Here is a 21868-nt window from a genome sequence, read left to right on the forward strand (position 1 = left end):
AGGGGCGGGGTGAGGGCATCAGGCCGCAGCAGGCCTGATGACACTCTTAATTACGGAACGGATTATTGCCCTTGCTGGCAGGCGCTGTGGTACGCGCGGCAGCGGGCTGTGCAGCAGGGGTGTTGCTGTTAGCGTTGAAGTTATCAACCGCGGCAACCTGGTCAGGATTCTCAGGTGCAACGCTCTCCGGAGAGGTGGAGACCGGTTTGCCCAGCGCGCTGTTCAGCATCTGCAGGTCTTGCTCGTTCAGCGTACCCAGAGCCTGCTTAATGTTCAGCTGGTTAATCAGGTACTGATAACGCGCGCTGGAGAGCTGCTGCTTCGCGTTGTACAGCGTGGTGGTCGCGTCGAGCACGTCAACGATAGTACGTGTACCGACCGAGTAACCCGCTTCCATCGCGTCCAGGGAGCTCTGTGCAGACACAACGGCCTGTTTATAGGCGTTGATGCTGCTGATCGAGGCGTTCACGTTGTTGAAGGAGGAACGCACGGTCTGCACCACGTTACGGTGGGCGCTTTCCAGCTGCTCGCTCGCGCCAACAAAGTTGTACTGCGCCTGTTTCACCTGGGAGTTGACCTGACCGCCCTGGTACAGCGGCAGAGAGAAGCTCAGGCCCACCTTGTTCTGGCCCATATTGCTGTCATTATAACCCTGCGAATTGGCACCATTCGTTTTAGAGCCACTGTAGGTGGTGTCAGAGATACCGGTAGAGGCGCTCAGGCTCAGGGTTGGCAGATGACCGTCCTGCGCCTGACGAATTTGCTCGCGGGCCAGGTCCTGGCTCAGACGCGCCTGCAGCAACGTCAGGTTGCGGTTTTCCGCCTCTTTCAGCAGGGCGTTAACGGCCTGCGGTTTATCCGTTTTAAAGCTGTCGACGTTCAGAGACGCCAGCTCAGGATAATAATTCCCGGTGACCTGACGCAGGGATTCCAGCGCGTTATCGAGGTTGTTACGCGCGGTCACTTCGTTGGCCAGCACGGTGTCGTACTGTGAACGGGCGTTCTGCACGTCGGTGATCGCCACCAGGCCCACGTTGAAGCGCTGGGTAGTTTGATCTAACTGGCGGTAAATCGCCTGTTTCTGCGCTTCGGTGTAGGAGAGTGCGTCAATCGCGCTCAGCACGTTGAAATACGCCGTGGCCGTGTTCAGGATCAGCGTCTGCTGGTCGGTCTGATAGGTCACATCCTGGATGCCTGCGCTTTTTTCCTGCAGGGTCAGGGCACGCCATTTGGACATATCAAACAGCGTCTGTGTTAATTGCAGTGAGGCGCTGGTAGCATTGGAGTTTACGCCGTTAGCGTCGCGGAAACCGTTGCTGTAGGTATAATCTGCACCTAACCCTAACTGTGGCAGCAAGGGGCTACGCGCTTCGTTAATCTTTTCAAACGCAGCATCACGATCGGCCGCTGATTTACGTAAATCAGGGTTGCCCAGACGTGCCTGCTGGTAGACCTGTAACAGGTTTTCCGCCTGGCTCATTGCACTGAAGCCCGTCAGGCTCAGGCCGATAAGGATGGGGAGCAATTTCTTCATTTGCATTCCTTGTTGTGAAGCAGTATTAGCGCTGATCTAATTAAAAAATAATTGCCGATTCTAACAGAATCTTCCATACCAAAAGGTTGGCGTTACGTGCCATCTGGCGGTAATTTGCACCAATCTACCATATAGCCTTACAAACGGCAGCCAAACAGCCTTGAAATTCACAATTTCATCACCATTGCTACCAGGACTCGACTCATGCAAAAACCAGATAAGTTGCCCGTGACCTTCGCCAAAAACGATGTAGAAATTATTGCACGAGAAACGCTTTATAGCGGTTTTTTTTCAATGGATCTTTACCGTTTCAGGCATCGCCTGTTTAACGGGGAAATGAGCGGCGAAATCAGACGCGAAATTTTTGAGCGCGGGCATGCGGCAGTCTTGCTACCCTTTGACCCAGTGCGTGACGAAGTTGTGCTGGTGGAGCAGATCCGCATCGCCGCTTATGACGTCAGTGAGAGCCCGTGGCTGCTGGAGATGGTGGCCGGGATGATCGAAGAAGGCGAGTCGGTCGAGGACGTCGCCCGGCGCGAAGCGCTGGAAGAGGCGGGGCTGGTGGTCGGCCGTACCAAACCGGTGCTGAGCTATCTGGCAAGCCCGGGAGGCACCAGCGAACGCTTATCCATAATGGTGGGCGAAGTGGACGCCACGACCGCAGAAGGCATTCACGGTCTGGCTGATGAAAACGAAGATATTCGGGTTCATGTGGTAAGCCGGGAGCAGGCTTATCAGTGGGTAGAAGAGGGGAAAATCGACAACGCAGCATCTGTCATCGCCCTGCAATGGCTACAGCTGCATTATCAGACATTACGAAACGAGTGGAAAAAATGAAGCGCTATACGCCTGACTTCCCAGAAATGATGCGCCTGTGCGAAACCAATTTCGCACAATTGCGCCGCCTGCTGCCGAAAAACGACGCACCCGGCGAAACGGTAAGCTATCAGGTGAGCAACGCGCAGTATCGATTAACGATAACAGAATCAACGCGCTACACTACGCTGGTGGAGATTGAGCAAACGGCACCCAGCATTAGCTACTGGAGCCTGCCGTCGATGACGGTACGTCTCTATCACGACGCGATGGTCGCTGAAGTGTGTTCAAGCCAGCAGATCTTTCGCTTCAAGGCGCGGTATGATTACCCGAATAAAAAGTTGCATCAACGCGACGAAAAGCATCAAATTAACCAGTTTTTAGCCGACTGGCTAAGATATTGTTTAGCACATGGAGCAATGGCGATTCCGGTTTGTTAGCGTCATAAACCTACCTAAGGACACCATTTGGAAAGCCTGTTGAACCTGACTGTTGCTGGTGGGGCGCCAGTCAGGATATTACAAATCACCGATACCCACCTTTTTGCCGAAAAGCATGAAACGCTGCTGGGGGTGAATACCTGGGAGAGTTATCAGGCGGTACTGAGCGCCATTCACGCTGAAAACCGTGCATGCGATCTGATTGTCGCAACGGGCGATCTGGCGCAGGACCAATCTTCCGCGGCCTACCAGCATTTTGCTGAAGGCATCGCGAGCTTTAGCGTGCCTTGCGTCTGGCTGCCGGGAAACCATGACTTCCAACCTGCCATGTACAGTTCTCTTCAGGATGCGGGTATTTCTCCGGCGAAATGTGTTTTTGCGGGTGAACAGTGGCAGATCCTGCTGCTGGACAGTCAGGTGTTTGGCGTCCCGCACGGTGAACTAAGCGAGTTTCAGCTCGACTGGCTTGAGACCAAACTGGTTGCTGAACCTGAACGTCATACGCTGCTGTTGCTTCATCATCACCCTCTGCCGGCGGGCTGCAGCTGGCTCGATCAGCACAGTCTGCGCAACTCCGCGGCGCTGGATCGCGTGCTGGCGAAGTTCCCGCGGGTGAAAAATCTGCTGTGTGGGCATATTCACCAGGAACAGGATCTCGACTGGAACGGGCGCCGCATGCTGGCGACGCCGTCGACCTGCGTTCAGTTTAAGCCGCACTGCGCCAACTTTACGCTGGATACCATCGCGCCAGGCTGGCGCTGGCTGGAACTGCATGCCGACGGCACGCTGACCACGGAAGTCTGCCGTTTGACCGGTGCAAAATTCCGCCCGGATACCGCTTCAGAAGGCTATTGATGTCTACGCTCCTTTATCTGCACGGATTCAACAGCTCGCCACGCTCCGCAAAAGCGACACAGTTTCGCCAGTGGCTGAGCGAGCATCACCCCGACGTTGAGATGATTATCCCTCAGCTGCCGCCTTACCCGGCAGAAGCCGCGGAGATGCTGGAATCCATTGTGCTTGCGCACGGCGGCGAAACCTTCGGTGTGGTCGGTTCATCCCTGGGCGGGTATTACGCCACCTGGCTCTCGCAATGCTTTATGCTGCCCGCCGTTGTGGTTAATCCGGCGGTTCGGCCATTTGAGCTGCTGCGGGACTTTCTTGGCGAAAACGAGAACCCCTACACGGGCCAGCAATATGTGCTAGAGTCACGCCATATTTACGATCTCAAAGTTATGCAGGTCGACCCGCTCGAGGCGCCGGATCTCATCTGGCTGCTGCAGCAGACGGGAGATGAAGTGCTGGATTACCGCCAGGCAGTGGCGTATTACGCCTCCTGCCGCCAGACAATAGAAGAGGGCGGAAACCATGCTTTCACGGGCTTTGAGAATCATTTCACCCAGATTGTCGATTTTCTTGGACTGCACAGCCACTGACAATCAATGCGAATTGCTAGTTTAAATCATGACGCAAACCTATAACGCTGATGCCATTGAGGTCCTCACCGGGCTTGAGCCGGTTCGCCGCCGCCCGGGGATGTACACCGATACGACGCGCCCAAACCATCTGGGCCAGGAAGTTATTGATAACAGTGTGGACGAAGCGCTGGCGGGCCATGCCAAACGCGTTGACGTCATCCTGCACGCCGATCAGTCGCTGGAAGTCATTGACGACGGGCGCGGCATGCCGGTGGATATCCACCCGGAAGAGGGCGTCCCGGCCGTTGAGCTGATCCTCTGTCGTCTGCATGCGGGCGGCAAGTTCTCCAACAAAAACTACCAGTTCTCCGGCGGCCTGCACGGCGTGGGGATTTCCGTCGTCAACGCCCTGTCAAAACGCGTGGAAGTGAACGTCCGTCGCGACGGTCAGGTGTACAACATCGCGTTTGAGAACGGCGAGAAGGTGCAGGATCTGCAGATTGTCGGCACGTGCGGCAAACGCAACACCGGCACCAGCGTTCACTTCTGGCCTGACGAAAGCTTCTTCGACAGTCCGCGCTTTTCCGTTTCCCGCCTGACGCACCTGCTGAAAGCCAAAGCGGTGCTGTGCCCGGGCGTGGAAATTACCTTTAAGGATAACGTCAACAACACCGAGCAGACCTGGCGCTACGAAGATGGCCTTAATGACTATCTGTGCGAAGCGGTAAACGGCCTGCCGACGCTGCCGGAAAAACCGTTCGTCGGCAATTTCACCGGCGACACCGAAGCGGTGGACTGGGCGCTGCTGTGGCTACCGGAAGGCGGCGAGCTGCTGACCGAAAGCTACGTTAACCTGATCCCAACCATGCTGGGCGGTACGCACGTCAACGGCCTGCGTCAGGGCCTGCTGGATGCGATGCGTGAGTTCTGCGAATACCGTAACATCCTGCCGCGCGGCGTGAAGCTGTCGGCGGAAGATATCTGGGATCGCTGTGCCTACGTGCTCTCCGTGAAGATGCAGGATCCGCAGTTTGCCGGTCAGACCAAAGAGCGCCTGTCGTCACGTCAGTGCGCGGCGTTCGTTTCCGGCGTGGTGAAAGATGCATTTACCCTGTGGCTGAACCAGAACGTTCAGGCGGCAGAGATGCTGGCTGAAATGGCCATTTCCAGCGCCCAGCGTCGTCTGCGCGCCGCCAAGAAAGTGGTGCGTAAAAAGCTGACCAGCGGCCCTGCGCTGCCGGGCAAGCTGGCGGACTGTACCGCGCAGGATCTCAACCGTACCGAGCTGTTCCTCGTGGAAGGGGACTCGGCGGGCGGGTCGGCCAAGCAGGCGCGCGATCGTGAATATCAGGCGATCATGCCGCTCAAGGGTAAGATCCTGAACACCTGGGAAGTCTCGTCTGATGAAGTGCTGGCCTCGCAGGAAGTCCACGATATCTCGGTCGCGATCGGCATCGATCCGGACAGCGACGATCTGAGCCAGCTGCGCTACGGCAAGATCTGTATCCTCGCGGATGCGGACTCCGATGGTCTGCACATCGCCACGCTGCTGTGCGCGCTGTTTGTGAAGCACTTCCGCACGCTGGTGAAAAACGGTCACGTCCACGTCGCGCTGCCGCCGCTGTACCGTATCGACCTCGGCAAAGAGGTTTACTACGCGCTGACGGAAGAAGAGAAAGCGGGCGTGCTGGAACAGCTGAAGCGTAAGAAGGGCAAGCCTAACGTGCAGCGCTTTAAAGGGCTGGGCGAGATGAACCCGATGCAGCTGCGCGAAACGACGCTGGATCCGAACACGCGCCGTCTGGTGCAGCTGACGATCAGCGACGAAGACGAACAGCAGACAAACGCCATGATGGATATGCTCCTTGCCAAGAAACGTTCGGAAGACCGTCGTAACTGGCTGCAGGAGAAAGGCGATATGGCGGATATTGAGGCCTGATGCCCTCACCCTAACCCTCTCCCACAGGGAGAGGGAATGGATCGTAGGCCCGGTAAGCGTTAGCGCCACCGGGCTTTTTTACGTCAAAACTCCATCTTCACCGTCAGCTGCACTTCGCGCGGATCGCCAATCTGATTACCCAGATTGTTGGTGGCGATAGATGAGGTGTAGTAGGTCTTATCAAACAGGTTTTTCACGTTCACCTGCAGCGTCACCGGATACTGCAGCTTCATCTTATACGCCGCAAACGCATCCGCCACGAAATAGCCCGGCAGATAGTAATCCGCACCGTTGGTTGCGGAACGACGGCTTACGCCGTGCCCGCCGCCGCCCAGCGTCAGGGTATTCCCGGCAAACGCATTGTGAATATCGTAGGTCAGGAACAGGGAGCCGGTATGGCGCGGCACGTTCGGCAGCGGTTTGCCCGCATAGTCCGGGTCTTCCAGCACCTTAGCGTCGGTATAGCCATAGCTGGCGATGATATTGGTGTTCTCGGTCAGCGATCCGGCCAGATCCACCTCCACGCCCTGGGAGCGCACGCGGCCCGCCGTTTTGGCGATGGTTTCACCCCCCACGCTTTCGTTATACAGCACGTTGCGCTTGTGGATATCAAACAGCGCGATGTTGGCGGTAATGCCGTCGAACAGGTCGAACTTTGCGCCCACTTCGTAAGCATTCGACGTTTCCGGCGGCAGGTCGCCGATGTAGCTCGCAATGGACGACTGCGGCATAAACGTCTGCGAGTAGTTGGCAAACAGCGAGACCGCTGGCGTGAGCTTGTAAACCAGCCCCAGCTTCGGCGTCCACTGTTCGTCGCGGCTGTCGGTGTTGACGTTGAACGGACGGCCTTTGCCCGCGTACTGGGTGTAATACTGATAGCGCATCCCGGCGACGGCGATCCACTTATCGGTCAGGTACAGGGCATCCTGCGCGTACGCAGAGTAGCTTTCCTGCTTGAGCGTCTGGTCGCTGTCGGACGCCGACACGGTGGTGCATTTGCCGAGATTGCCATACGTCGGGTGATAGATATTGAAATCCTTCACGTTTTTACAGCGCATCATGTCCGTGCGCAGCAGATCGTAATTCTCATACGACACGCCGGTCAGGATCTCATTGTAAAAGCCCGCAATATCGACATTCCCCTGCAGATCCGCACGGGTGCTGTGCATGCGCTGGGTCGAGCCCTGGGTCGCATCCACGCGGCGGGTCAGGTTGCCGGTTTTTGAATCGTAGGCCATCACGCGGGCCTGGTTATCGCTGTATTTGTCCTGGCTGTAGCTGTAGTCAAACTTCGCGGTCCACTGGCTGTTGAGGCGATACTCCGCGTTGAGCTGAGCGAGATCGGACTGGCCGTCGGTCACGTTAAACGGCTCATCGAAGCGGGTTTTGCGATCGACGTCGACGGCTTTCTTGGTATTGAGATCGAAGATCGTTCCGCGATCGAACGGCGTCTTATAGTCACGATGCGAATAGAGCACGGTCACGGTGGCATCATCGCCGAACCAGGTGAGGGATGGGGCGATAAAGGTGCTGCGTTCGTTGCCGAAATTACGCCAGTAATCCTCGTCCTGATATTCGCCCGTGAGGCGATACGCCAGGCGCGTGCCGTCAATCGGGCCGGTAACATCGACCTGTCCGGTGCCGCCGCCAAAGCTGGAAGAGGTGGCAGAAATCGAGCCGCCGAAGATTTTCTCCGGGCTTTTGGTGACGACGTTGATCAGGCCGCCCGGATCGAGAATGCCGTACAGGGTCGAGGCCGGACCTTTCAGCACCTCCACGCGCTCGGTGGCGGCATTGAAGCTGCGCGGCAGGACGGTGCGCAGGCCGTTGGTCATGATCGAGCCGTCGCGGTTCGCGCCAAACCCGCGGCGCACAAAGGCATCCTGCGTACCGCCCAGGGTGTTGGTCTGCACCACGTTGCTGACGTTATAGAGCGCCTCATCCAGCGTGGTGGCGTGCTGGTCCTCCAGCACTTTATCGCTGACGGTATTCACCACCTGCGGGATATCCAGCATCGGCATGTTGGTGAGCGTCGCGGTGGAGGTATTCAGCGGCTGATAGCCGTTGGTGGCTTCCGCCGCAGTATTTGGATCGGCGGTGACGGTAAGCGTTTCGCCGTCTTTAGCCGCGGTGGTGTCTGCTGCCTGCGCCAGCGGCGCCATAAACAGCAGTGAAAAGAGCGCGCGCCCTTTTACCCCAGAGAGTGAAGGTGTGAACGTAGCCATTACATCTGTTATCCCGAAATATACCGCGAATGCGTTCGCGGCAAACTGTGTGAGTCATTGCCCTTTACGGTCTGTCCGTTAGCCGGAAGTGGCATCGGACATGTAATTGAGAATCATTCAACCATGCAGGGATGTAGTAGTAAATGGAAAAAAGAAAAAATCGACTACAGCGTTTAAACGTGCGGATAAGCGCAGAGGGGTGTTAATTAACTTATTGAAATTAATATTTTTATAAACCTTAATGCATTCATCTTTACTCTGGCTTACCCCTGATTTTTTCAGGGTGTTTCTTCGCTTGACTACTACATGGCGCAGCGTCAAACTCTCAAAAGAGAATGAGTTTTATTTTTATTTGTTGTTTTTTCATTACGTTGGCGTTCACGTGGCTCACAACACACACAAACCGGGTCTGGTTCTGGAGAACCTCTCTGCGGGCTATCAGAAAAAAATCATCGTTGATGATATCTCTCTTGCCATCCCTCAGCAGAAAATGACGGTGCTGGTAGGGGCGAACGGCTGTGGAAAATCCACGCTGTTGAGCACTATCGCGCGGCTGCTGCAGCCGCTGGGGGGAACCGCGCTGCTGGACGGTAAAGCCATTCATGAGCAGCCCACCAAAGCGGTCGCCCGTCAGCTTGGCATTCTCCCGCAGTCTCCGCTGCTGCCGGAAGGGTTGACCGTCTTTGAGCTTGTCTCGCGCGGGCGTTTTCCCTGGCAAAACGTTATGCGTCAGTGGAGCGACGAGGACGAACTGGCGGTGGAAGAGGCCCTGCGGCTGACCGGCACGGCAGAGTTTGCCCATATGCCGGTGGAAAGCTTGTCCGGCGGCCAGCGTCAGCGCTGCTGGATCGCCATGGCGCTGGCGCAGCAAACGCCGTATATCCTGCTTGACGAGCCGACGACGTATCTCGATCTCCGCTACCAGGTGGAGATCCTGGAGCTGCTGCACGCCCTGACCCGCCAGCACGGGCGTACGGTGGTGGTGGTGCTGCACGATCTCAACTTCGCCGTGAACTACGGCGATTCGCTGGTCTTTTTACGCCAGGGAAAAGTTGAGGGCGTATTGCATGAGGGCGATGCCTGCACGCCGGAGCTGATCAAAGCGGTGTTTGATGTGGACGTGCATATGTCCCTAAACCCGTTGACCGGCAAGCCGTTCTTTATGCCGTTTCGCCAGAGCATCGAACAGCCATGATGCGTGCTTCTCTGGCCTTCCTGATTTTTACATTGCTGCTGGCACTGGGCGCGATTATGCATCTGGGCATCGGCGCACGTTTTATCGCCCCGCAGACGGTGGTGGAGGCATTCTTTCATTTCGACCCGCGCAATTTCGACCATAACATCATCATCAGACTACGACTGCTGCGCCTCTGCGCCGCAATGGTGACTGGCGCCGCGCTCGGCGTGGCGGGTGTGCTGCTACAGTCCGTGATCCGCAACCCGCTCGGCGAGCCGCATATTCTGGGGCTCAACGCCGGGGCCGCGCTGGCGGTAGTGATTACCAGCGCGCTTGGGCTGTCGCTGCCGTTTGGTCGCCCTCTCGTTGCCGCCGCCGGTGCCGCCGCGCTATTTTTGCTGGTGCTGATGTTTTCCTCGTCCGGTCGCACCGGGCTCACGCCGATGAAGGTCACGCTGTGCGGCGTGGCGATGTCGGCGTTTGCCTCGTCGATTACCGCCGCGGTGTTACTCCTCGATGAACAGACGCTGCTCGCCATGCGCACCTGGCTGGCGGGTGATATCGCCGGAGTCAATGCGCAGATGCTCCAGAGCGCCCTGTGGGCGGCATCCGCCGGTTTTGTTCTCGCTATCGGGCTGTCGCCCTCGCTCAACATGCTGGCGCTGGGAGACCGGATGGCCCAGGGGCTTGGCGTGTCGCTGCTGAAAACCCGCCTGCTCGCCCTGCTGGCCATCGCGCTGCTCTGCGGCGCGGCCGTCTCTGTCGCCGGGCCGATTGGCTTTATCGGCCTTGTGGTGCCGCAGCTCATCCGCCGTCTGGTGTCGGTCGATTTACGCGTCATGGTGCCGCTGTCGGCCCTGTGCGGCGCGCTGGTGCTGCTGCTGGCGGACATCGCTGCCCGCACGCTGTTTACTCCCTGGGAGCTGGCAACCGGCATCATGACGGCCCTGGTCGGCGCGCCCGTGTTCATCTTTATGGCGTCGAGGATGTTCAAATGAACCGGGCCGGACTCCGCGCGATCCGCGTTGGCTACCTGTCGGCGCTGGTTCGTCCGAAGGCGCTGGCGTACCTGTCGCTTTTCGCGCTGGCGGCGCTAAGTCTGCTGGGCTTTGGCCTGACGCACGGTTCTCTACCCATTCCCGCCTCTGCCATCGGGCGCGCGCTTTTTTCGCCTGAAAGTCTGACGGCCGAGACGCGCTACGTCGTGTTGGACATCCGCCTGCCGCGCCTGCTGATGGCGATACTGTGCGGCGCCATGCTCGGCATGGCAGGGGCGGCAATGCAGTCCATCACCCGCAACGGTCTGGCTGACCCCGGGCTTATCGGCGTAAAGGAGGGCTGTAGCGCGGCGGTACTGCTGTTGATTTTTCAGTTCCCGGCGCTGGGCCTGGCCTGGCGTCCGCTGGTCGGCATGGCCGGTGGGCTGCTCACCGCGCTGCTGGTTATCGCCCTGGCGCGCGATATCTCGCGCCCGCGATTCATCCTGATCGGCATCGGCGTGTCGTGGGCGTTTGCCGCGGCAATGGGCGTCTTTATCACCACCGCCGACGTGCGCGACGTGCAGACGGCGATGCTGTGGCTGGCGGGAAGCCTGCACGCGGCCAACTGGACGCTGGTAGGGCTGGCCGCGCTCTGGACGGCTCCCGCGTTTGCGCTGCTGCTGTTTACCGCCCGGGCCGCGGACGTGGCGTTGCTCGGCAATCAGGCCGCCGCAGGTCTTGGCGTGCGCACAACCCGGCTGGCGCTGCTGCGGGTTCTCGCCCCGGTGGTGCTGACGGCGGCCTGCGTCTCCTGCGTGGGCAGTATTGGCTTCGTGGGGCTGATTGCTCCGCACATGGCGCGCCTGCTGCTGCGCGGTGGGCAAACCGCGCTCCTGACGGGAAGCGCCGTGCTGGGCGCGCTGCTGGTGCTGCTGGCGGATAACGTCGGACGTCTGGCATTCCTCCCGCTGCAGCTGCCGGCGGGGATTGTAATTTCATTGATTGGCGGACCGTTTTTCCTGCTGCTGCTCTGGCAGCGTCGGGACAGATTTTAGGGGACTATGATGCGCATACTGTTTTCGATGCTGTTGCTGGTGGGGTTCGCGGTGAGCGCGGCGGAGCCGACGCAGGTATTTACCGACGATTTGGGACGCAAAGTCGTTGTGCCGGTTCATCCGAAGCGGATTGTTTCATTACACGATCTGGATATCACCATTCCGCTGATTGAGCTTGGCGTGCCGCCGGTGGCGAGCCATGGCCGCACGCGGCCGGACGGCAGCCACTTTCTGCGCTCCAGCGGCATGTTGACCGGCGTCGACTTCGATAATTCCGATATCAAATTTATCGGCACGGCCGATATCGATATAGAGGCCATCGCCGCCGCAAAGCCTGACCTGATTATCACCGAGCCGACGCGCAACACCCCGGTGGAACAGCTGGAAAAAATTGCCCCGACGGTGAGCATCGATCATCTCGACGGCGGCGCGCCGGAAATCTACCGCAAGCTGGCGCAGCTCACGGGCACGCAGGCAAGGCTAAACACTCTGGAACGCCGCTATCAGGAACAAATCAAGGCGCTGAAGGCGACCATCGACACGCGCAAAATCACTGTGTCGGTGATTCAGGCTAATCAGGGGAAAATCAACGCCATGCACAGCTACCACTCGCTGGGTCGCGTGCTGCGCGACGCCGGATTCAAATTCCCGCCACTGATTGAGTCCATCCCGGAAGGGGGGCGGATTGACGTCAGCGCCGAGCGCCTGCCGGAGCTGGATGCCGATTTCGTCTTCGCCACCTGGCGCGGGGATACGGGCGGTAAACCGCAGGACGAGCTGGCGGCGATGGATGCGGTCATGCCGGGCTGGTGTCAGTTCCTGAATGCCTGCCGAACCGGGCGCTACGTGCTGATCTCGCGTGAAGAGGCCATCTCGAATTCGTTCGCGTCATTAGGGCTGATGGCCGCGCAGGTGCAGTCGCAGATTGCCGGGCGTCCGCTGCCGGAGGCGTCACGATGATCCGAAGAGTCGATGTTTACGGTGAGCGATTCCGCTCGCGGGCGCATCAGCTGACGCCGCGTCTGCTGCAGGTCGCACGCTATATCCATGACAACCGCGAAGCGGTGATGGAGCAGACCGCCATGGAGATTGCCGCCGTATTGAAAACCTCGGATGCCACGGTAGTCCGCGCCATTCAGGCGCTGGGTTTCGCCGGGCTGCGCGATCTCAAGCAGACGCTGGAGCAGTGGTTTGGCCCAGTGGTCACCTCCAGCGAAAAGATGTCCACCACGGTGAACACGCTCGCCAGCGACGTCAACGCGAGCATTGATTTCGTGCTGGAGGGGCATCAACACACCTGTGAGGTGTTATCCGAGCCCCATAACCGCTACGCGATGGCGCAGGCGGTCTCTCTGCTGGCGCAGGCAAGGCAGGTCGCCATATTTGGCATTGGTGCATCCGGCATTCTGGCCGAGTACACCGCCAGGCTTTTCAGCCGTATGGGGTTACCCGCCACGCCGCTCAACCGTACCGGGATCGGGCTTGCCGAACAGCTGATTGCGCTTCAGCGCGGCGACGTGCTGGTAATGATGGCGCAGAAATCCGCGCACCGGGAGGGGCAAACCACCCTGCGTGAAGCAAAACGTCTGGGCATTCCCACCATCCTGCTGACCAACGCCCTTGATTCGCGTTTCAGTAAGGAGGCCAGCGTGGTGATCCACGTTCCGCGCGGCGGCGAAAAGGGCAAAATCCCGCTCCACGGCACGGTGCTGCTGTGTCTGGAGATGATCATTTTGTCCGTCGCCTCCACCGAGCCGCAGCGCACCATTAAGTCAATGAAGCGCATCAACGAGCTCCATCGCGGGTTAAAACCGGGGAAGAAAAGCAGCTAAAAACAACAAAGCCCGGTGGCGCTAGCGCTTACCGGGCCTACGGTTCAGGTTTTGTAGGCCGGGTAAACGCAGTGCCACCCGGCAAATTCCACGAACTTAAACCCCTTGCTCAAGAATACGGATGTGGGTTTCCAGCACGTCACCCTTCACCGCGTCGCTCCACGCTTTCATGTGCGCGGTCTGCAGATGCGCTTCAAGATGTGCGACGGTTTCCCACTGCTCAACCATGATGATCGAGTCCGGCGCGGTCGCCTGGAAGCTGGCATCAGTGGCGGCATCCACCATCGGCGCGTAGCCGTGGCAGCCTTCTTCTTTCAGTACGGTCGGGATAATTTTCGCGAACTGATCCAGCACCGCCTGGCGGTGATGTTGACCTGGACGAGTACGGATTTCTGCGATAACGGTAAGCATGTTTACTACTCCTTTAATTCCAGGCTACCAGTTAAGCAAAAATTTTCGCGAGATGCTTGCGATATTCTGCGATATAGCTCGGGACATCAGGCATTTTAATCACGTCGTTGACGATAAAGGTCGGCAGCGGATCCATGCCCAGGAACTGATTCGCCTTGTGGAACGGCAGATACGCACCGTCCACGCCCACGCCTTCGAAGAACTGATCTTTCTCGGTGAAGGCTTCCAGCGGCGCGTTCCAGGTCAGTGACAGCATATATTTTTTGCCCTGAATCAGACCGCCTGAACCGTATTTTTTGGACGCGTCAGAGCGGGTGCGGCCATCGCTGGCATACAGTGAGCCGTGACCTTCGGTGAACACGTCGTCCATGTATTTTTTCACGGTCCACGGCGCGCCCATCCACCAGCCTGGCATCTGCCAGATCACCACGTCAGCCCACAGGAAGTTCTGCACTTCTGCTTTCACATCGTAGTTGCTGTCTGCACGCACGACCTTAACATCATGCCCGGCGTCGCGCAGGAAACCGTCCGCGACCTCGGTCAGGGTGTCATTCAGCTGGCCTTTAGAGTGCGCAAATTCTTTTGCACCGTTGATAATCAGAATGTTGCTCATTTTTTGTCCTCGACGATGAGAGTATGCCGGGTATTCTACGCGCGAGGACGGAGCGGAAAAATGAGCAAAATGTGCAAAGTCTTTTGCGTTAAACGCAATAATTCCTTACCAGCTGACCTTCGCTTCAAAACCACCTTCAGGGGCATTGCTCAGCGAGACGCGCATCCCGTGCAGCGCGGCGATGCGTTTTACGATGGATAATCCCAACCCGCTGCCCGTGGCATCCTGACCCGGCGGACGATAAAAGCGCTCGCCGATGCGCGCCAGCGCGTCCGGTGAAATCCCGGGACCGTTGTCGCGCACGCTAAAGCTACGCGCGTCAAGCGTCACGTCCACCACGCTGCCGTGCGGGCTGTAGCGAATCGCGTTATCCAGCAGGTTGCGCACCAGCAGGCTCAGGAGCAGCGGCTGGCCCGTACGTGTAACCTCTGGTGCATGGATATTCAGGCGAACATCAATGCCCGCCTGCTGCGCCGGATGCCAGATATCCAGCACCGCCGACTGCAGTAGATCGGCAAGCGTTATCGGTTCGACATCGTCCAGGTTGTCCAGCGAGTCCAGACGCGACAGCGTGAGGAGCTGGTCCACCAGCCGGGAAGCGCGGTCGATTCCCGCATGCAGCTGCATCAGCGCCTTTTCCCGCGCCTGCGGATCGTCATGAGAGAGCTGCGCCACGTCAGTTTGTACCTTCAGGGCCGCCAGCGGGCTGCGCAGCTCGTGGGCGGCATCGGACGTAAAGCGGCGCTCGCGGGTCATCATTTCCTGGGTACGCGCGAAGAGGTGATTCAGCGCGTCGAGCAGGGGGCGTACTTCTGTTGGTACGCCCTCCGTCGGCAGGTTATCTGTGGCGTCCGGCGAGCGGGAGCGCAGGGTCTGTGCCAGCTTTTTCAGTGGCTTCAGCTCCCGACTGAGGAGGAGAACCAGCAGCAGCAACATCACGGGCAGCGCCACCAGCCAGGGGGTCAGCTGTGAGCTGACCACGTCCAGCGCCATATCCTGGCGGTACTCCCACTCCTGACCGACCACCACGCGGTACTTCCCGTCGGGTGAGGTCAGCCACAGGAAACGCCATTCGTCGTTGTCGTCCTGGAGCTGCCCGTTATCAAACCCGTCGCGGCGATAGTGGTACGGAATATCGCGCCCGTTCTCGCCGTCGTTCAGCAGCATTTTGCCCTCGACGCTGTAAATGGCGAAAGCCAGCGCGTCGTCATCCAGACGACCATGCTTCACTTTTTTGGGGATCTCACGCATGCGTTCGGGGGCGCGGATCTCGTCAAGATCCATCGTCAGCAGCCGTTTGGCAAACAGCATCTGCTGCGTGTCGAAGAGCTTATCCAGCTTGTGGGTGGTCTGCTGCCAGGCCACCAGGCTGGCGGCAAACCATGCCGTCAGGGAAAGCGCTAAAAAAAGGAGCGTCAGGCGCAGCTTCAGGCTCAGGCGTTGCGTCAGCTTCATGCGTCACCCAGGATATAGCCGATGCCGTGCACGGTGCGGATAAACTCGCTGCCAAGCTTGCGGCGCAGATGATGAACGTGAACTTCGATGGCGTTGCTGGAGACGTCGTCGTCCCAGGTATACAGTTTTTCCTCGATAAGCTTTCGCGGCAGCACCCGACCCGCGTTACGCATTAACAGCTCCAGCAGCGCGAACTCTTTCGGCTTCAGCGTCAGCGGCTCACCGTCCAGCGTGGCGACGAGTCGGGTCGGATCGAGCGTGACCTTGCCGTGGCGTAGCTCGCTATGCGTCTGGCCGTGGCTGCGGCGGACCAGCGCCTCAAGGCGGGCGCCGACTTCAATCAGCGCGAACGGCTTACAGAGATAATCATCCGCGCCAAGACGCAGCCCCTCCACGCGCTGGTTAAGCGCATCTCGTGCGGTCAGGATCAATACCGGCTCGCTGCGCCCGCTTTCGCGCCACGCGCGCAGGATCTCCAGACCGTCGATTTCCGGCAGCGTCAGATCCAGCACCACGGCATCATAGGGCGCAGAAGCGAGCGCGGCCTGACCGGTTTTACCGTCGGTAAACCAGTCCACGCTAAAGCCCATTTTGCTTAACCCCGCCTTGATACCGTCACCGATTAACCTGTCGTCTTCTACCAGTAAAATGCGCATGTTCCCTCCTTGATGCCGTCAGTAAACCCTCTGTAAGCGCCTGCTGTACAGCAATAATAAATAAATTTTTCCCTTAAGAAGTTGTTAAGGATTACCCTGTTTAATGGACTGCGAAACCAGATTAAAGGGAGAGTTAATATGAAAAAATTCGCTGCTATTGCCGCCATCATGATGATGACCACTGCCCCCGTTTTTGCCGCGCAGGGCGGATTTAACGGCCCGTCTGCCGCACAGACCCAGACCCAAACGCAGGCAGGCGGTTTTGTCGACAACGACGCTAACCTCACCACCGCGGTGAAGGTGAAAGAGATGAAGGACGACAGCTGGGTGAAGCTGCGCGGGAACATCACCCAGCGCCTGTCTGATGACCGTTACACCTTCCGCGATGAGACCGGCACGGTGAACGTAGAAATTGACCACAAGCGCTGGAACGGCGTGACCGTCACTCCTCAGGATAAAGTGGAAATCCAGGGCAAGGTCGATAAAGAGTGGAACGATTTTGAAATCGACGTGAAGCAGGTCATTAAGCTGAACAAATAACCCGGAAAGGGCCGCATAAGCGGCCCTTTTTCTTTGTGACTCAACTCGCCAGATAAGGTAGTATCTGCGGCAATATTGCCTGAAACCCTTCGGTTTCTGAGTTGAGGAATCACACGTAATGAGCGATATGGCAGAGCGCCTCGCGCTACATGAATTCACGGAAAACGCCTACCTGAACTACTCCATGTACGTCATCATGGACAGGGCGTTGCCGTTTATCGGGGATGGCCTGAAGCCCGTTCAGCGCCGCATCGTCTATGCGATGTCCGAGCTGGGGCTGAACGCCACCGCCAAGTTCAAGAAATCCGCCCGTACCGTCGGTGACGTGCTGGGTAAATACCATCCGCACGGCGACAGCGCCTGTTATGAAGCGATGGTGCTGATGGCCCAGCCGTTCTCTTACCGCTACCCGCTGGTGGATGGCCAGGGGAACTGGGGGGCGCCGGACGATCCGAAATCCTTCGCGGCGATGCGTTATACCGAATCCCGCCTCTCTAAATATGCCGAAGTGCTGCTGGGCGAGCTGGGGCAGGGTACCGTTGACTGGGTACCGAACTTCGACGGTACGCTGCAGGAGCCGAAGATGCTGCCTGCGCGTCTGCCGAACATCCTGCTGAACGGCACCACCGGGATTGCGGTCGGTATGGCGACGGACATTCCGCCGCACAACCTGCGTGAAGTGGCGAAAGCCGCCATCACCCTGATCGAGCAGCCGAAAGCCTCGCTCGACGATCTGCTGGATATCGTACAGGGTCCGGATTTCCCGACCGAAGCTGAGATCATCACCTCGCGCGCGGAAATCCGCAAAATCTACCAGAACGGTCGCGGCTCCGTGCGCATGCGCGCGGTGTGGAATAAAGAGGACGGCGCCGTGGTGATCACCGCGCTGCCGCATCAGGTTTCCGGTGCCAAAGTGCTGGAGCAGATCGCCTCCCAGATGCGCAATAAAAAGCTGCCGATGGTGGACGACCTGCGCGACGAATCTGACCACGAGAACCCGACCCGTCTGGTGATTGTGCCGCGCTCCAACCGCGTGGACATGGAGCAGGTGATGAACCACCTGTTTGCCACCACCGATCTGGAAAAAAGCTACCGCATCAACCTGAACATGATCGGCCTCGACGGGCGCCCGGCGGTGAAAAACCTGCTGGAGATCCTCACCGAATGGCTGACGTTCCGCCGCGATACGGTCCGCCGTCGTCTGAACCATCGTCTGGAGAAAGTGCTTAAGCGCCTGCATATCCTCGAAGGTTTGCTGGTGGCGTTCCTCAATATCGACGAGGTGATTGAAATCATCCGTACCGAGGACGAGCCGAAGCCCGCCCTGATGTCGCGCTTTGGCATCAGCGAAACCCAGGCCGAAGCGATCCTCGAGCTGAAGCTGCGCCATCTCGCCAAACTGGAAGAGATGAAGATCCGCGGCGAGCAGAACGAGCTGGAAAAAGAGCGCGATCAGCTGCAGGCGATCCTCGCGTCCGAACGCAAGATGAACACCCTGCTGAAGAAAGAGCTGCAGGCCGATGCCGACGCGTTTGGCGACGACCGTCGTTCTCCGCTGCACGAGCGCGAAGAAGCGAAGGCGATGAACGAGCACGACATGCAGCCGTCCGAGCCGGTGACCATTGTCCTGTCGCAGAGCGGCTGGGTGCGCAGCGCCAAAGGCCACGATATCGACGCGCCGGGGCTCAGCTACAAAGCGGGCGACAGCTTCAAAGCGGCGGTGAAAGGGAAGAGCAACCAGCCGGTGGCGTTTATCGATTCCACCGGCCGCAGCTACGCCATCGACCCAATCACGCTGCCTTCCGCGCGCGGGCAGGGCGAGCCGCTCACCGGCAAGCTGACGCTGCCGCCGGGCGCGACGGTTGACCATATGCTGATGGAAGCCGATGACCAGAAGCTGCTTCTGGCGTCCGATGCGGGCTACGGCTTTATCTGTACCTTTAACGATCTGGTTTCCCGCAACCGTGCCGGTAAGGCGCTGATTAGCCTGCCGGACAACGCTCACGTGATGGCACCGCTGGTGATTGAGAACGAAAGCGACATGCTGCTGGCGATCACCACCGCCGGACGTATGCTGATGTTCCCGGTCAGCGATCTGCCGGAGCTGTCGAAAGGCAAGGGCAACAAGATCATCAACATCCCGTCGGCGGAGGCCGCTAAAGGCGAAGATGGCCTGGCGCACCTCTTCCTCCTGCCGCCGCAGAGCACGCTGACCATTCACGTCGGCAAGCGCAAAATCAAGCTTCGTCCGGAAGAGCTGCAGAAGGTGGTGGGTGAGCGCGGTCGCCGCGGCTCGCTGATGCGCGGTCTGCAGCGCATCGATCGCGTGGAGATTGACTCTCTTGCACGCAGCACCGCGGGTGACAGCGAAGAGTAATGTCGTGATATCCCCCTCTGTCCGGAGGGGGAATTTCAATAAAATTTCCCGTAAAATCGTTGTTAATTCGTGCGTTGCGATTAACAATACGCGCTCGTAATAAAGTCCTTACCTGGCCACAGGTGAAGTATAATTGTCAGCTGTTGGGGCTTCAGAGGTCGCTATGCTATATATTGTTCGTCTTATTCTTACCGTTATCTACTGCATTCTGGTCTGTATTTTCGGCTCTATTTATTGCCTGTTCAGCCCGCGTAATCCGAAGCATGTCGCCACCTTCGGCCATATGTTTGGTCGCCTTGCGCCGCTGTTCGGTCTGAAGGTTGAAAAACGTCTGCCGGAAGGGGCGGAGAATTTCGGTAACGCCATCTATATCGCCAACCATCAGAACAACTACGATATGGTGACGGCCTCTAATATCGTGCTTCCACCGACCGTGACGGTGGGCAAAAAAAGCCTGCTGTGGATCCCGTTTTTTGGTCAGCTGTACTGGCTTACCGGTAACCTGCTGATCGACCGTAACAACCGTGCAAAAGCGCATAGCACCATTGCGGAAGTGGTGAATCATTTTAAAAAGCGCAAAATTTCAATCTGGATGTTCCCGGAAGGGACGCGCAGCCGCGGCCGCGGCCTGCTGCCGTTTAAAACCGGTGCGTTTCATGCCGCAATTGCGGCAGGTGTTCCAATTATTCCTGTGTGCGTTTCCAATACTTCGAATAAGATTAATCTTAACCGCCTGAATAACGGGCTGGTGATTGTCGAAATGCTGCCACCCGTCGATACCAGCAAATACGGTAAAGATCAGGTGCGCGAGCTGGCCGCGCACTGCCGTGATCTGATGGCTGAGCATATTGCGCTGCTCGACAAAGAAGTCGCAGAGAGAGAAGCCGCCGGTAAGATTTAATCCGGCGTTGAAGGGAAAACGAATTCCCGCGTTGTTAGTCGTTTCAGATGGAGCTTATATGTCACTCAGTCGGCGTCAGTTTATTCAGGCTTCGGGGATCGCCCTTTGTGCGGGTGCGATGCCGCTGACAGCCAGCGCCGCCGGGCAGCAACAGCCGCTGCCTATTCCGCCACTCATTGAATCCCGTCGAGGTCAGCCGCTTTTCCTGACGCTGCAGCGCAGCCACTGGTCCTTTACCCAGGGGACGCGTGCACCCGTCTGGGGCATTAACGGACGTTACCTTGGGCCGACCATTCGCGTGTGGAATGGCGATGACGTAAAGCTCATCTACAGTAACCGCACCCCTGAAAATGTCGCCATGACCATCAGCGGCCTGCAGGTGCCTGGCCCGCTGATTGGCGGCGCGGCGCGCATGATGTCCCCCAGCGCCGACTGGGCGCCCGTTCTGCCGATTCGCCAGAGCGCGGCAACCCTGTGGTATCACGCCAACACGCCTAACCGCACGGCGCAGCAGGTCTATAACGGCCTGGCCGGAATGTGGCTGGTGGAAGATGAGGTCAGCAAATCCCTGCCGATCCCGAACCACTACGGCGTGGATGACTTCCCCATTATCATCCAGGACAAACGTCTGGATAATTTCGGTACGCCGGAATACAGCGAACCGGGCAGCGGCGGCTTCGTTGGCGATACGCTGCTGGTAAACGGCGCGCAGAGCCCGTATGTAGAAGTGTCCCGTGGCTGGGTGCGCCTGCGTCTGCTCAACGCGTCTAACTCGCGCCGCTATCAGCTGAAAATGAGCGATGGCCGTCCGCTGCACGTAATTTCCGGCGATCAGGGCTTTTTACCGGCGCCGGTTTCCGTCAAACAGCTGGCGCTCTCGCCGGGTGAACGTCGCGAAGTGCTCATTGATATGACCAATGGGGATGAAGTGTCTGTCACCTGCGGTGAAGCGGCCAGCATTGTTGACCGTATTCGCGGGTTCTTTGAACCGTCGAGCATACTTGTCTCGACCCTGGTGCTGACCCTGCGTCCAACCGGTCTGCTGCCGCTGGTGACCGATAGCCTGCCAATGCGTCTGCTGCCGCAGGAGATCATGAGCGGCTCGCCGGCGCGCAGCCGTGATATCAGCCTGGGCGACGATCCGGGGATCAACGGCGCGCTGTGGGACGTTAACCGCATCGACATCACCGCGCAGCAGGGCACCTGGGAGCGCTGGACGGTTCGCTCGGATATGCCGCAGTCGTTCCATATTGAAGGGGTGTCGTTCCTGATCCGCAACGTCAACGGCGCGATGCCGTTCCCGGAAGATCGCGGCTGGAAAGATACCGTCTGGGTGGACGGCCAGGTGGAACTGCTGGTTTATTACGGCCAGCCTTCGTGGCCGCACTTCCCGTTCCTGTTCCACAGCCAGACGCTGGAGATGATGGACAGGGGGTCGGTAGGGCAGATGCTGATCAATCCGGCACCGTAAATTGTTTTTCTCCCTCTCCCTGTGGGAG

General features: G+C 58.5%; 20 protein-coding genes. 14 read left to right on the forward strand and 6 right to left on the reverse strand.

Features of this window, described 5'->3' with window-relative positions; genetic code table 11:
• Nucleotides 1–46: 46 nt before the first annotated feature.
• Nucleotides 47–1534: an outer membrane channel protein TolC gene (gene tolC, locus ACDO57_RS17260; protein WP_024906491.1), complete on the reverse strand. Its 1488-nt coding sequence runs from the start codon at nt 1532–1534 to the stop codon at nt 47–49.
• Nucleotides 1535–1738: 204 nt separating this feature from the next.
• Between tolC and nudF the strand changes: the two genes are divergently transcribed.
• The 5 genes from nudF to parE are packed head-to-tail and all read left to right on the forward strand — an operon-like array spanning nt 1739 to nt 6147.
• On the forward strand, nt 1739–2371 hold the full coding sequence (gene nudF / locus ACDO57_RS17265; RefSeq protein WP_024906492.1) for an ADP-ribose diphosphatase: 633 nt from the start codon (nt 1739–1741) through the stop codon (nt 2369–2371).
• On the forward strand, nt 2368–2790 hold the full coding sequence (locus tag ACDO57_RS17270; protein ID WP_014833293.1) for a DUF1249 family protein: 423 nt from the start codon (nt 2368–2370) through the stop codon (nt 2788–2790). Before nudF ends, ACDO57_RS17270 begins: the two co-directional genes overlap by 4 nt.
• A gap of 27 nt (nt 2791–2817) precedes the next feature.
• On the forward strand, nt 2818–3645 hold the full coding sequence (gene cpdA, locus ACDO57_RS17275) for a 3',5'-cyclic-AMP phosphodiesterase (protein ID WP_090418705.1): 828 nt from the start codon (nt 2818–2820) through the stop codon (nt 3643–3645).
• Nucleotides 3645–4226, forward strand: coding sequence for an esterase YqiA (gene yqiA, locus ACDO57_RS17280; protein ID WP_008502976.1), 582 nt, complete (start codon nt 3645–3647; stop codon nt 4224–4226). The genes cpdA and yqiA overlap by 1 nt, the downstream gene beginning before the upstream one ends.
• Before the next feature lie 28 nt (nt 4227–4254).
• Nucleotides 4255–6147, forward strand: coding sequence for a DNA topoisomerase IV subunit B (parE, locus tag ACDO57_RS17285; RefSeq protein WP_024906494.1), 1893 nt, complete (start codon nt 4255–4257; stop codon nt 6145–6147).
• An 83-nt stretch (nt 6148–6230) separates the two neighbouring features.
• On the opposite strand, the gene ACDO57_RS17290 is transcribed toward parE, so the two are convergent.
• Nucleotides 6231–8372 (reverse strand): TonB-dependent siderophore receptor, encoded by a 2142-nt coding sequence (locus ACDO57_RS17290; protein WP_370884317.1) that lies wholly within the window; start codon nt 8370–8372, stop codon nt 6231–6233.
• A 382-nt stretch (nt 8373–8754) separates the two neighbouring features.
• On the opposite strand from ACDO57_RS17290, the gene ACDO57_RS17295 reads away from it, so the two are divergent.
• The 5 genes from ACDO57_RS17295 to ACDO57_RS17315 are packed head-to-tail and all read left to right on the forward strand — an operon-like array spanning nt 8755 to nt 13416.
• Nucleotides 8755–9567: an ABC transporter ATP-binding protein gene (locus tag ACDO57_RS17295; protein WP_370884318.1), complete on the forward strand. Its 813-nt coding sequence runs from the start codon at nt 8755–8757 to the stop codon at nt 9565–9567.
• On the forward strand, nt 9564–10547 hold the full coding sequence (locus ACDO57_RS17300) for a FecCD family ABC transporter permease (RefSeq protein ID WP_370884319.1): 984 nt from the start codon (nt 9564–9566) through the stop codon (nt 10545–10547). Before ACDO57_RS17295 ends, ACDO57_RS17300 begins: the two co-directional genes overlap by 4 nt.
• The gene (locus tag ACDO57_RS17305) at nt 10544–11584 is read left to right on the forward strand and encodes an iron ABC transporter permease (protein WP_048990497.1); all 1041 of its coding nucleotides are present in this window, start codon (nt 10544–10546) and stop codon (nt 11582–11584) included. The genes ACDO57_RS17300 and ACDO57_RS17305 overlap by 4 nt, the downstream gene beginning before the upstream one ends.
• 9 nt (nt 11585–11593) lie before the next feature.
• Nucleotides 11594–12544, forward strand: a complete 951-nt coding sequence (locus ACDO57_RS17310; protein ID WP_048990541.1) for an iron-siderophore ABC transporter substrate-binding protein — start codon at nt 11594–11596, stop codon at nt 12542–12544.
• A complete protein-coding gene (locus tag ACDO57_RS17315) occupies nt 12541–13416 on the forward strand; it encodes a MurR/RpiR family transcriptional regulator (RefSeq protein WP_048990494.1) in 876 nt (291 codons plus the stop codon). Before ACDO57_RS17310 ends, ACDO57_RS17315 begins: the two co-directional genes overlap by 4 nt.
• 96 nt (nt 13417–13512) lie before the next feature.
• On the opposite strand, the gene ACDO57_RS17320 is transcribed toward ACDO57_RS17315, so the two are convergent.
• The 4 genes from ACDO57_RS17320 to qseB form a co-directional block, all read right to left on the reverse strand.
• Nucleotides 13513–13827, reverse strand: coding sequence for a putative quinol monooxygenase (locus ACDO57_RS17320; protein ID WP_008502984.1), 315 nt, complete (start codon nt 13825–13827; stop codon nt 13513–13515).
• Nucleotides 13828–13858: 31 nt separating this feature from the next.
• Nucleotides 13859–14440, reverse strand: a complete 582-nt coding sequence (locus ACDO57_RS17325) for an NAD(P)H-dependent oxidoreductase (RefSeq protein WP_024906501.1) — start codon at nt 14438–14440, stop codon at nt 13859–13861.
• A gap of 105 nt (nt 14441–14545) precedes the next feature.
• Nucleotides 14546–15895, reverse strand: coding sequence for a quorum sensing histidine kinase QseC (qseC, locus tag ACDO57_RS17330; protein ID WP_157189729.1), 1350 nt, complete (start codon nt 15893–15895; stop codon nt 14546–14548).
• Nucleotides 15892–16551 carry a quorum sensing response regulator transcription factor QseB gene (gene qseB / locus ACDO57_RS17335; RefSeq protein WP_090418686.1) on the reverse strand — a complete coding sequence of 220 codons (660 nt, stop codon included), beginning with the start codon at nt 16549–16551 and terminating at the stop codon, nt 15892–15894. Before qseB ends, qseC begins: the two co-directional genes overlap by 4 nt.
• A gap of 138 nt (nt 16552–16689) precedes the next feature.
• Between qseB and ACDO57_RS17340 the strand changes: the two genes are divergently transcribed.
• From ACDO57_RS17340 to ftsP, 4 genes are all read left to right on the forward strand, one after another.
• A complete protein-coding gene (locus ACDO57_RS17340; RefSeq protein ID WP_023344926.1) occupies nt 16690–17091 on the forward strand; it encodes a YgiW/YdeI family stress tolerance OB fold protein in 402 nt (133 codons plus the stop codon).
• A 118-nt stretch (nt 17092–17209) separates the two neighbouring features.
• Nucleotides 17210–19468 (forward strand): DNA topoisomerase IV subunit A, encoded by a 2259-nt coding sequence (gene parC, locus ACDO57_RS17345; RefSeq protein ID WP_370884320.1) that lies wholly within the window; start codon nt 17210–17212, stop codon nt 19466–19468.
• 163 nt (nt 19469–19631) lie between these two features.
• Nucleotides 19632–20369 carry a 1-acylglycerol-3-phosphate O-acyltransferase gene (plsC, locus tag ACDO57_RS17350; RefSeq protein ID WP_024906505.1) on the forward strand — a complete coding sequence of 246 codons (738 nt, stop codon included), beginning with the start codon at nt 19632–19634 and terminating at the stop codon, nt 20367–20369.
• A gap of 58 nt (nt 20370–20427) precedes the next feature.
• Nucleotides 20428–21840, forward strand: a complete 1413-nt coding sequence (gene ftsP, locus ACDO57_RS17355) for a cell division protein FtsP (RefSeq protein ID WP_148769372.1) — start codon at nt 20428–20430, stop codon at nt 21838–21840.
• Nucleotides 21841–21868: the final 28 nt, after the last annotated feature.

The organism is Enterobacter cloacae complex sp. 2015409 (assembly GCF_041365315.1).
In the GTDB taxonomy this organism is placed as follows: Bacteria; Pseudomonadota; Gammaproteobacteria; order Enterobacterales; family Enterobacteriaceae; genus Enterobacter; species Enterobacter pseudoroggenkampii.

What these genes read in the sequence shown, in the direction of transcription:
- tolC (WP_024906491.1), bottom strand. Translation starts at nt 1,534, where the DNA reads ATGAAGAAATTGCTCCCCATCCTTATCGGCCTGAGCCTGACGGGCTTC.
- nudF (WP_024906492.1), top strand. Translation starts at nt 1,739, where the DNA reads ATGCAAAAACCAGATAAGTTGCCCGTGACCTTCGCCAAAAACGATGTA.
- ACDO57_RS17270 (WP_014833293.1), top strand. Translation starts at nt 2,368, where the DNA reads ATGAAGCGCTATACGCCTGACTTCCCAGAAATGATGCGCCTGTGCGAA.
- yqiA (WP_008502976.1), top strand. Translation starts at nt 3,645, where the DNA reads ATGTCTACGCTCCTTTATCTGCACGGATTCAACAGCTCGCCACGCTCC.
- parE (WP_024906494.1), top strand. Translation starts at nt 4,255, where the DNA reads ATGACGCAAACCTATAACGCTGATGCCATTGAGGTCCTCACCGGGCTT.
- ACDO57_RS17290 (WP_370884317.1), bottom strand. Translation starts at nt 8,372, where the DNA reads ATGGCTACGTTCACACCTTCACTCTCTGGGGTAAAAGGGCGCGCGCTC.
- ACDO57_RS17300 (WP_370884319.1), top strand. Translation starts at nt 9,564, where the DNA reads ATGATGCGTGCTTCTCTGGCCTTCCTGATTTTTACATTGCTGCTGGCA.
- ACDO57_RS17305 (WP_048990497.1), top strand. Translation starts at nt 10,544, where the DNA reads ATGAACCGGGCCGGACTCCGCGCGATCCGCGTTGGCTACCTGTCGGCG.
- ACDO57_RS17310 (WP_048990541.1), top strand. Translation starts at nt 11,594, where the DNA reads ATGCGCATACTGTTTTCGATGCTGTTGCTGGTGGGGTTCGCGGTGAGC.
- ACDO57_RS17315 (WP_048990494.1), top strand. Translation starts at nt 12,541, where the DNA reads ATGATCCGAAGAGTCGATGTTTACGGTGAGCGATTCCGCTCGCGGGCG.
- ACDO57_RS17320 (WP_008502984.1), bottom strand. Translation starts at nt 13,827, where the DNA reads ATGCTTACCGTTATCGCAGAAATCCGTACTCGTCCAGGTCAACATCAC.
- ACDO57_RS17325 (WP_024906501.1), bottom strand. Translation starts at nt 14,440, where the DNA reads ATGAGCAACATTCTGATTATCAACGGTGCAAAAGAATTTGCGCACTCT.
- qseC (WP_157189729.1), bottom strand. Translation starts at nt 15,895, where the DNA reads ATGAAGCTGACGCAACGCCTGAGCCTGAAGCTGCGCCTGACGCTCCTT.
- qseB (WP_090418686.1), bottom strand. Translation starts at nt 16,551, where the DNA reads ATGCGCATTTTACTGGTAGAAGACGACAGGTTAATCGGTGACGGTATC.
- ACDO57_RS17340 (WP_023344926.1), top strand. Translation starts at nt 16,690, where the DNA reads ATGAAAAAATTCGCTGCTATTGCCGCCATCATGATGATGACCACTGCC.
- parC (WP_370884320.1), top strand. Translation starts at nt 17,210, where the DNA reads ATGAGCGATATGGCAGAGCGCCTCGCGCTACATGAATTCACGGAAAAC.
- plsC (WP_024906505.1), top strand. Translation starts at nt 19,632, where the DNA reads ATGCTATATATTGTTCGTCTTATTCTTACCGTTATCTACTGCATTCTG.
- ftsP (WP_148769372.1), top strand. Translation starts at nt 20,428, where the DNA reads ATGTCACTCAGTCGGCGTCAGTTTATTCAGGCTTCGGGGATCGCCCTT.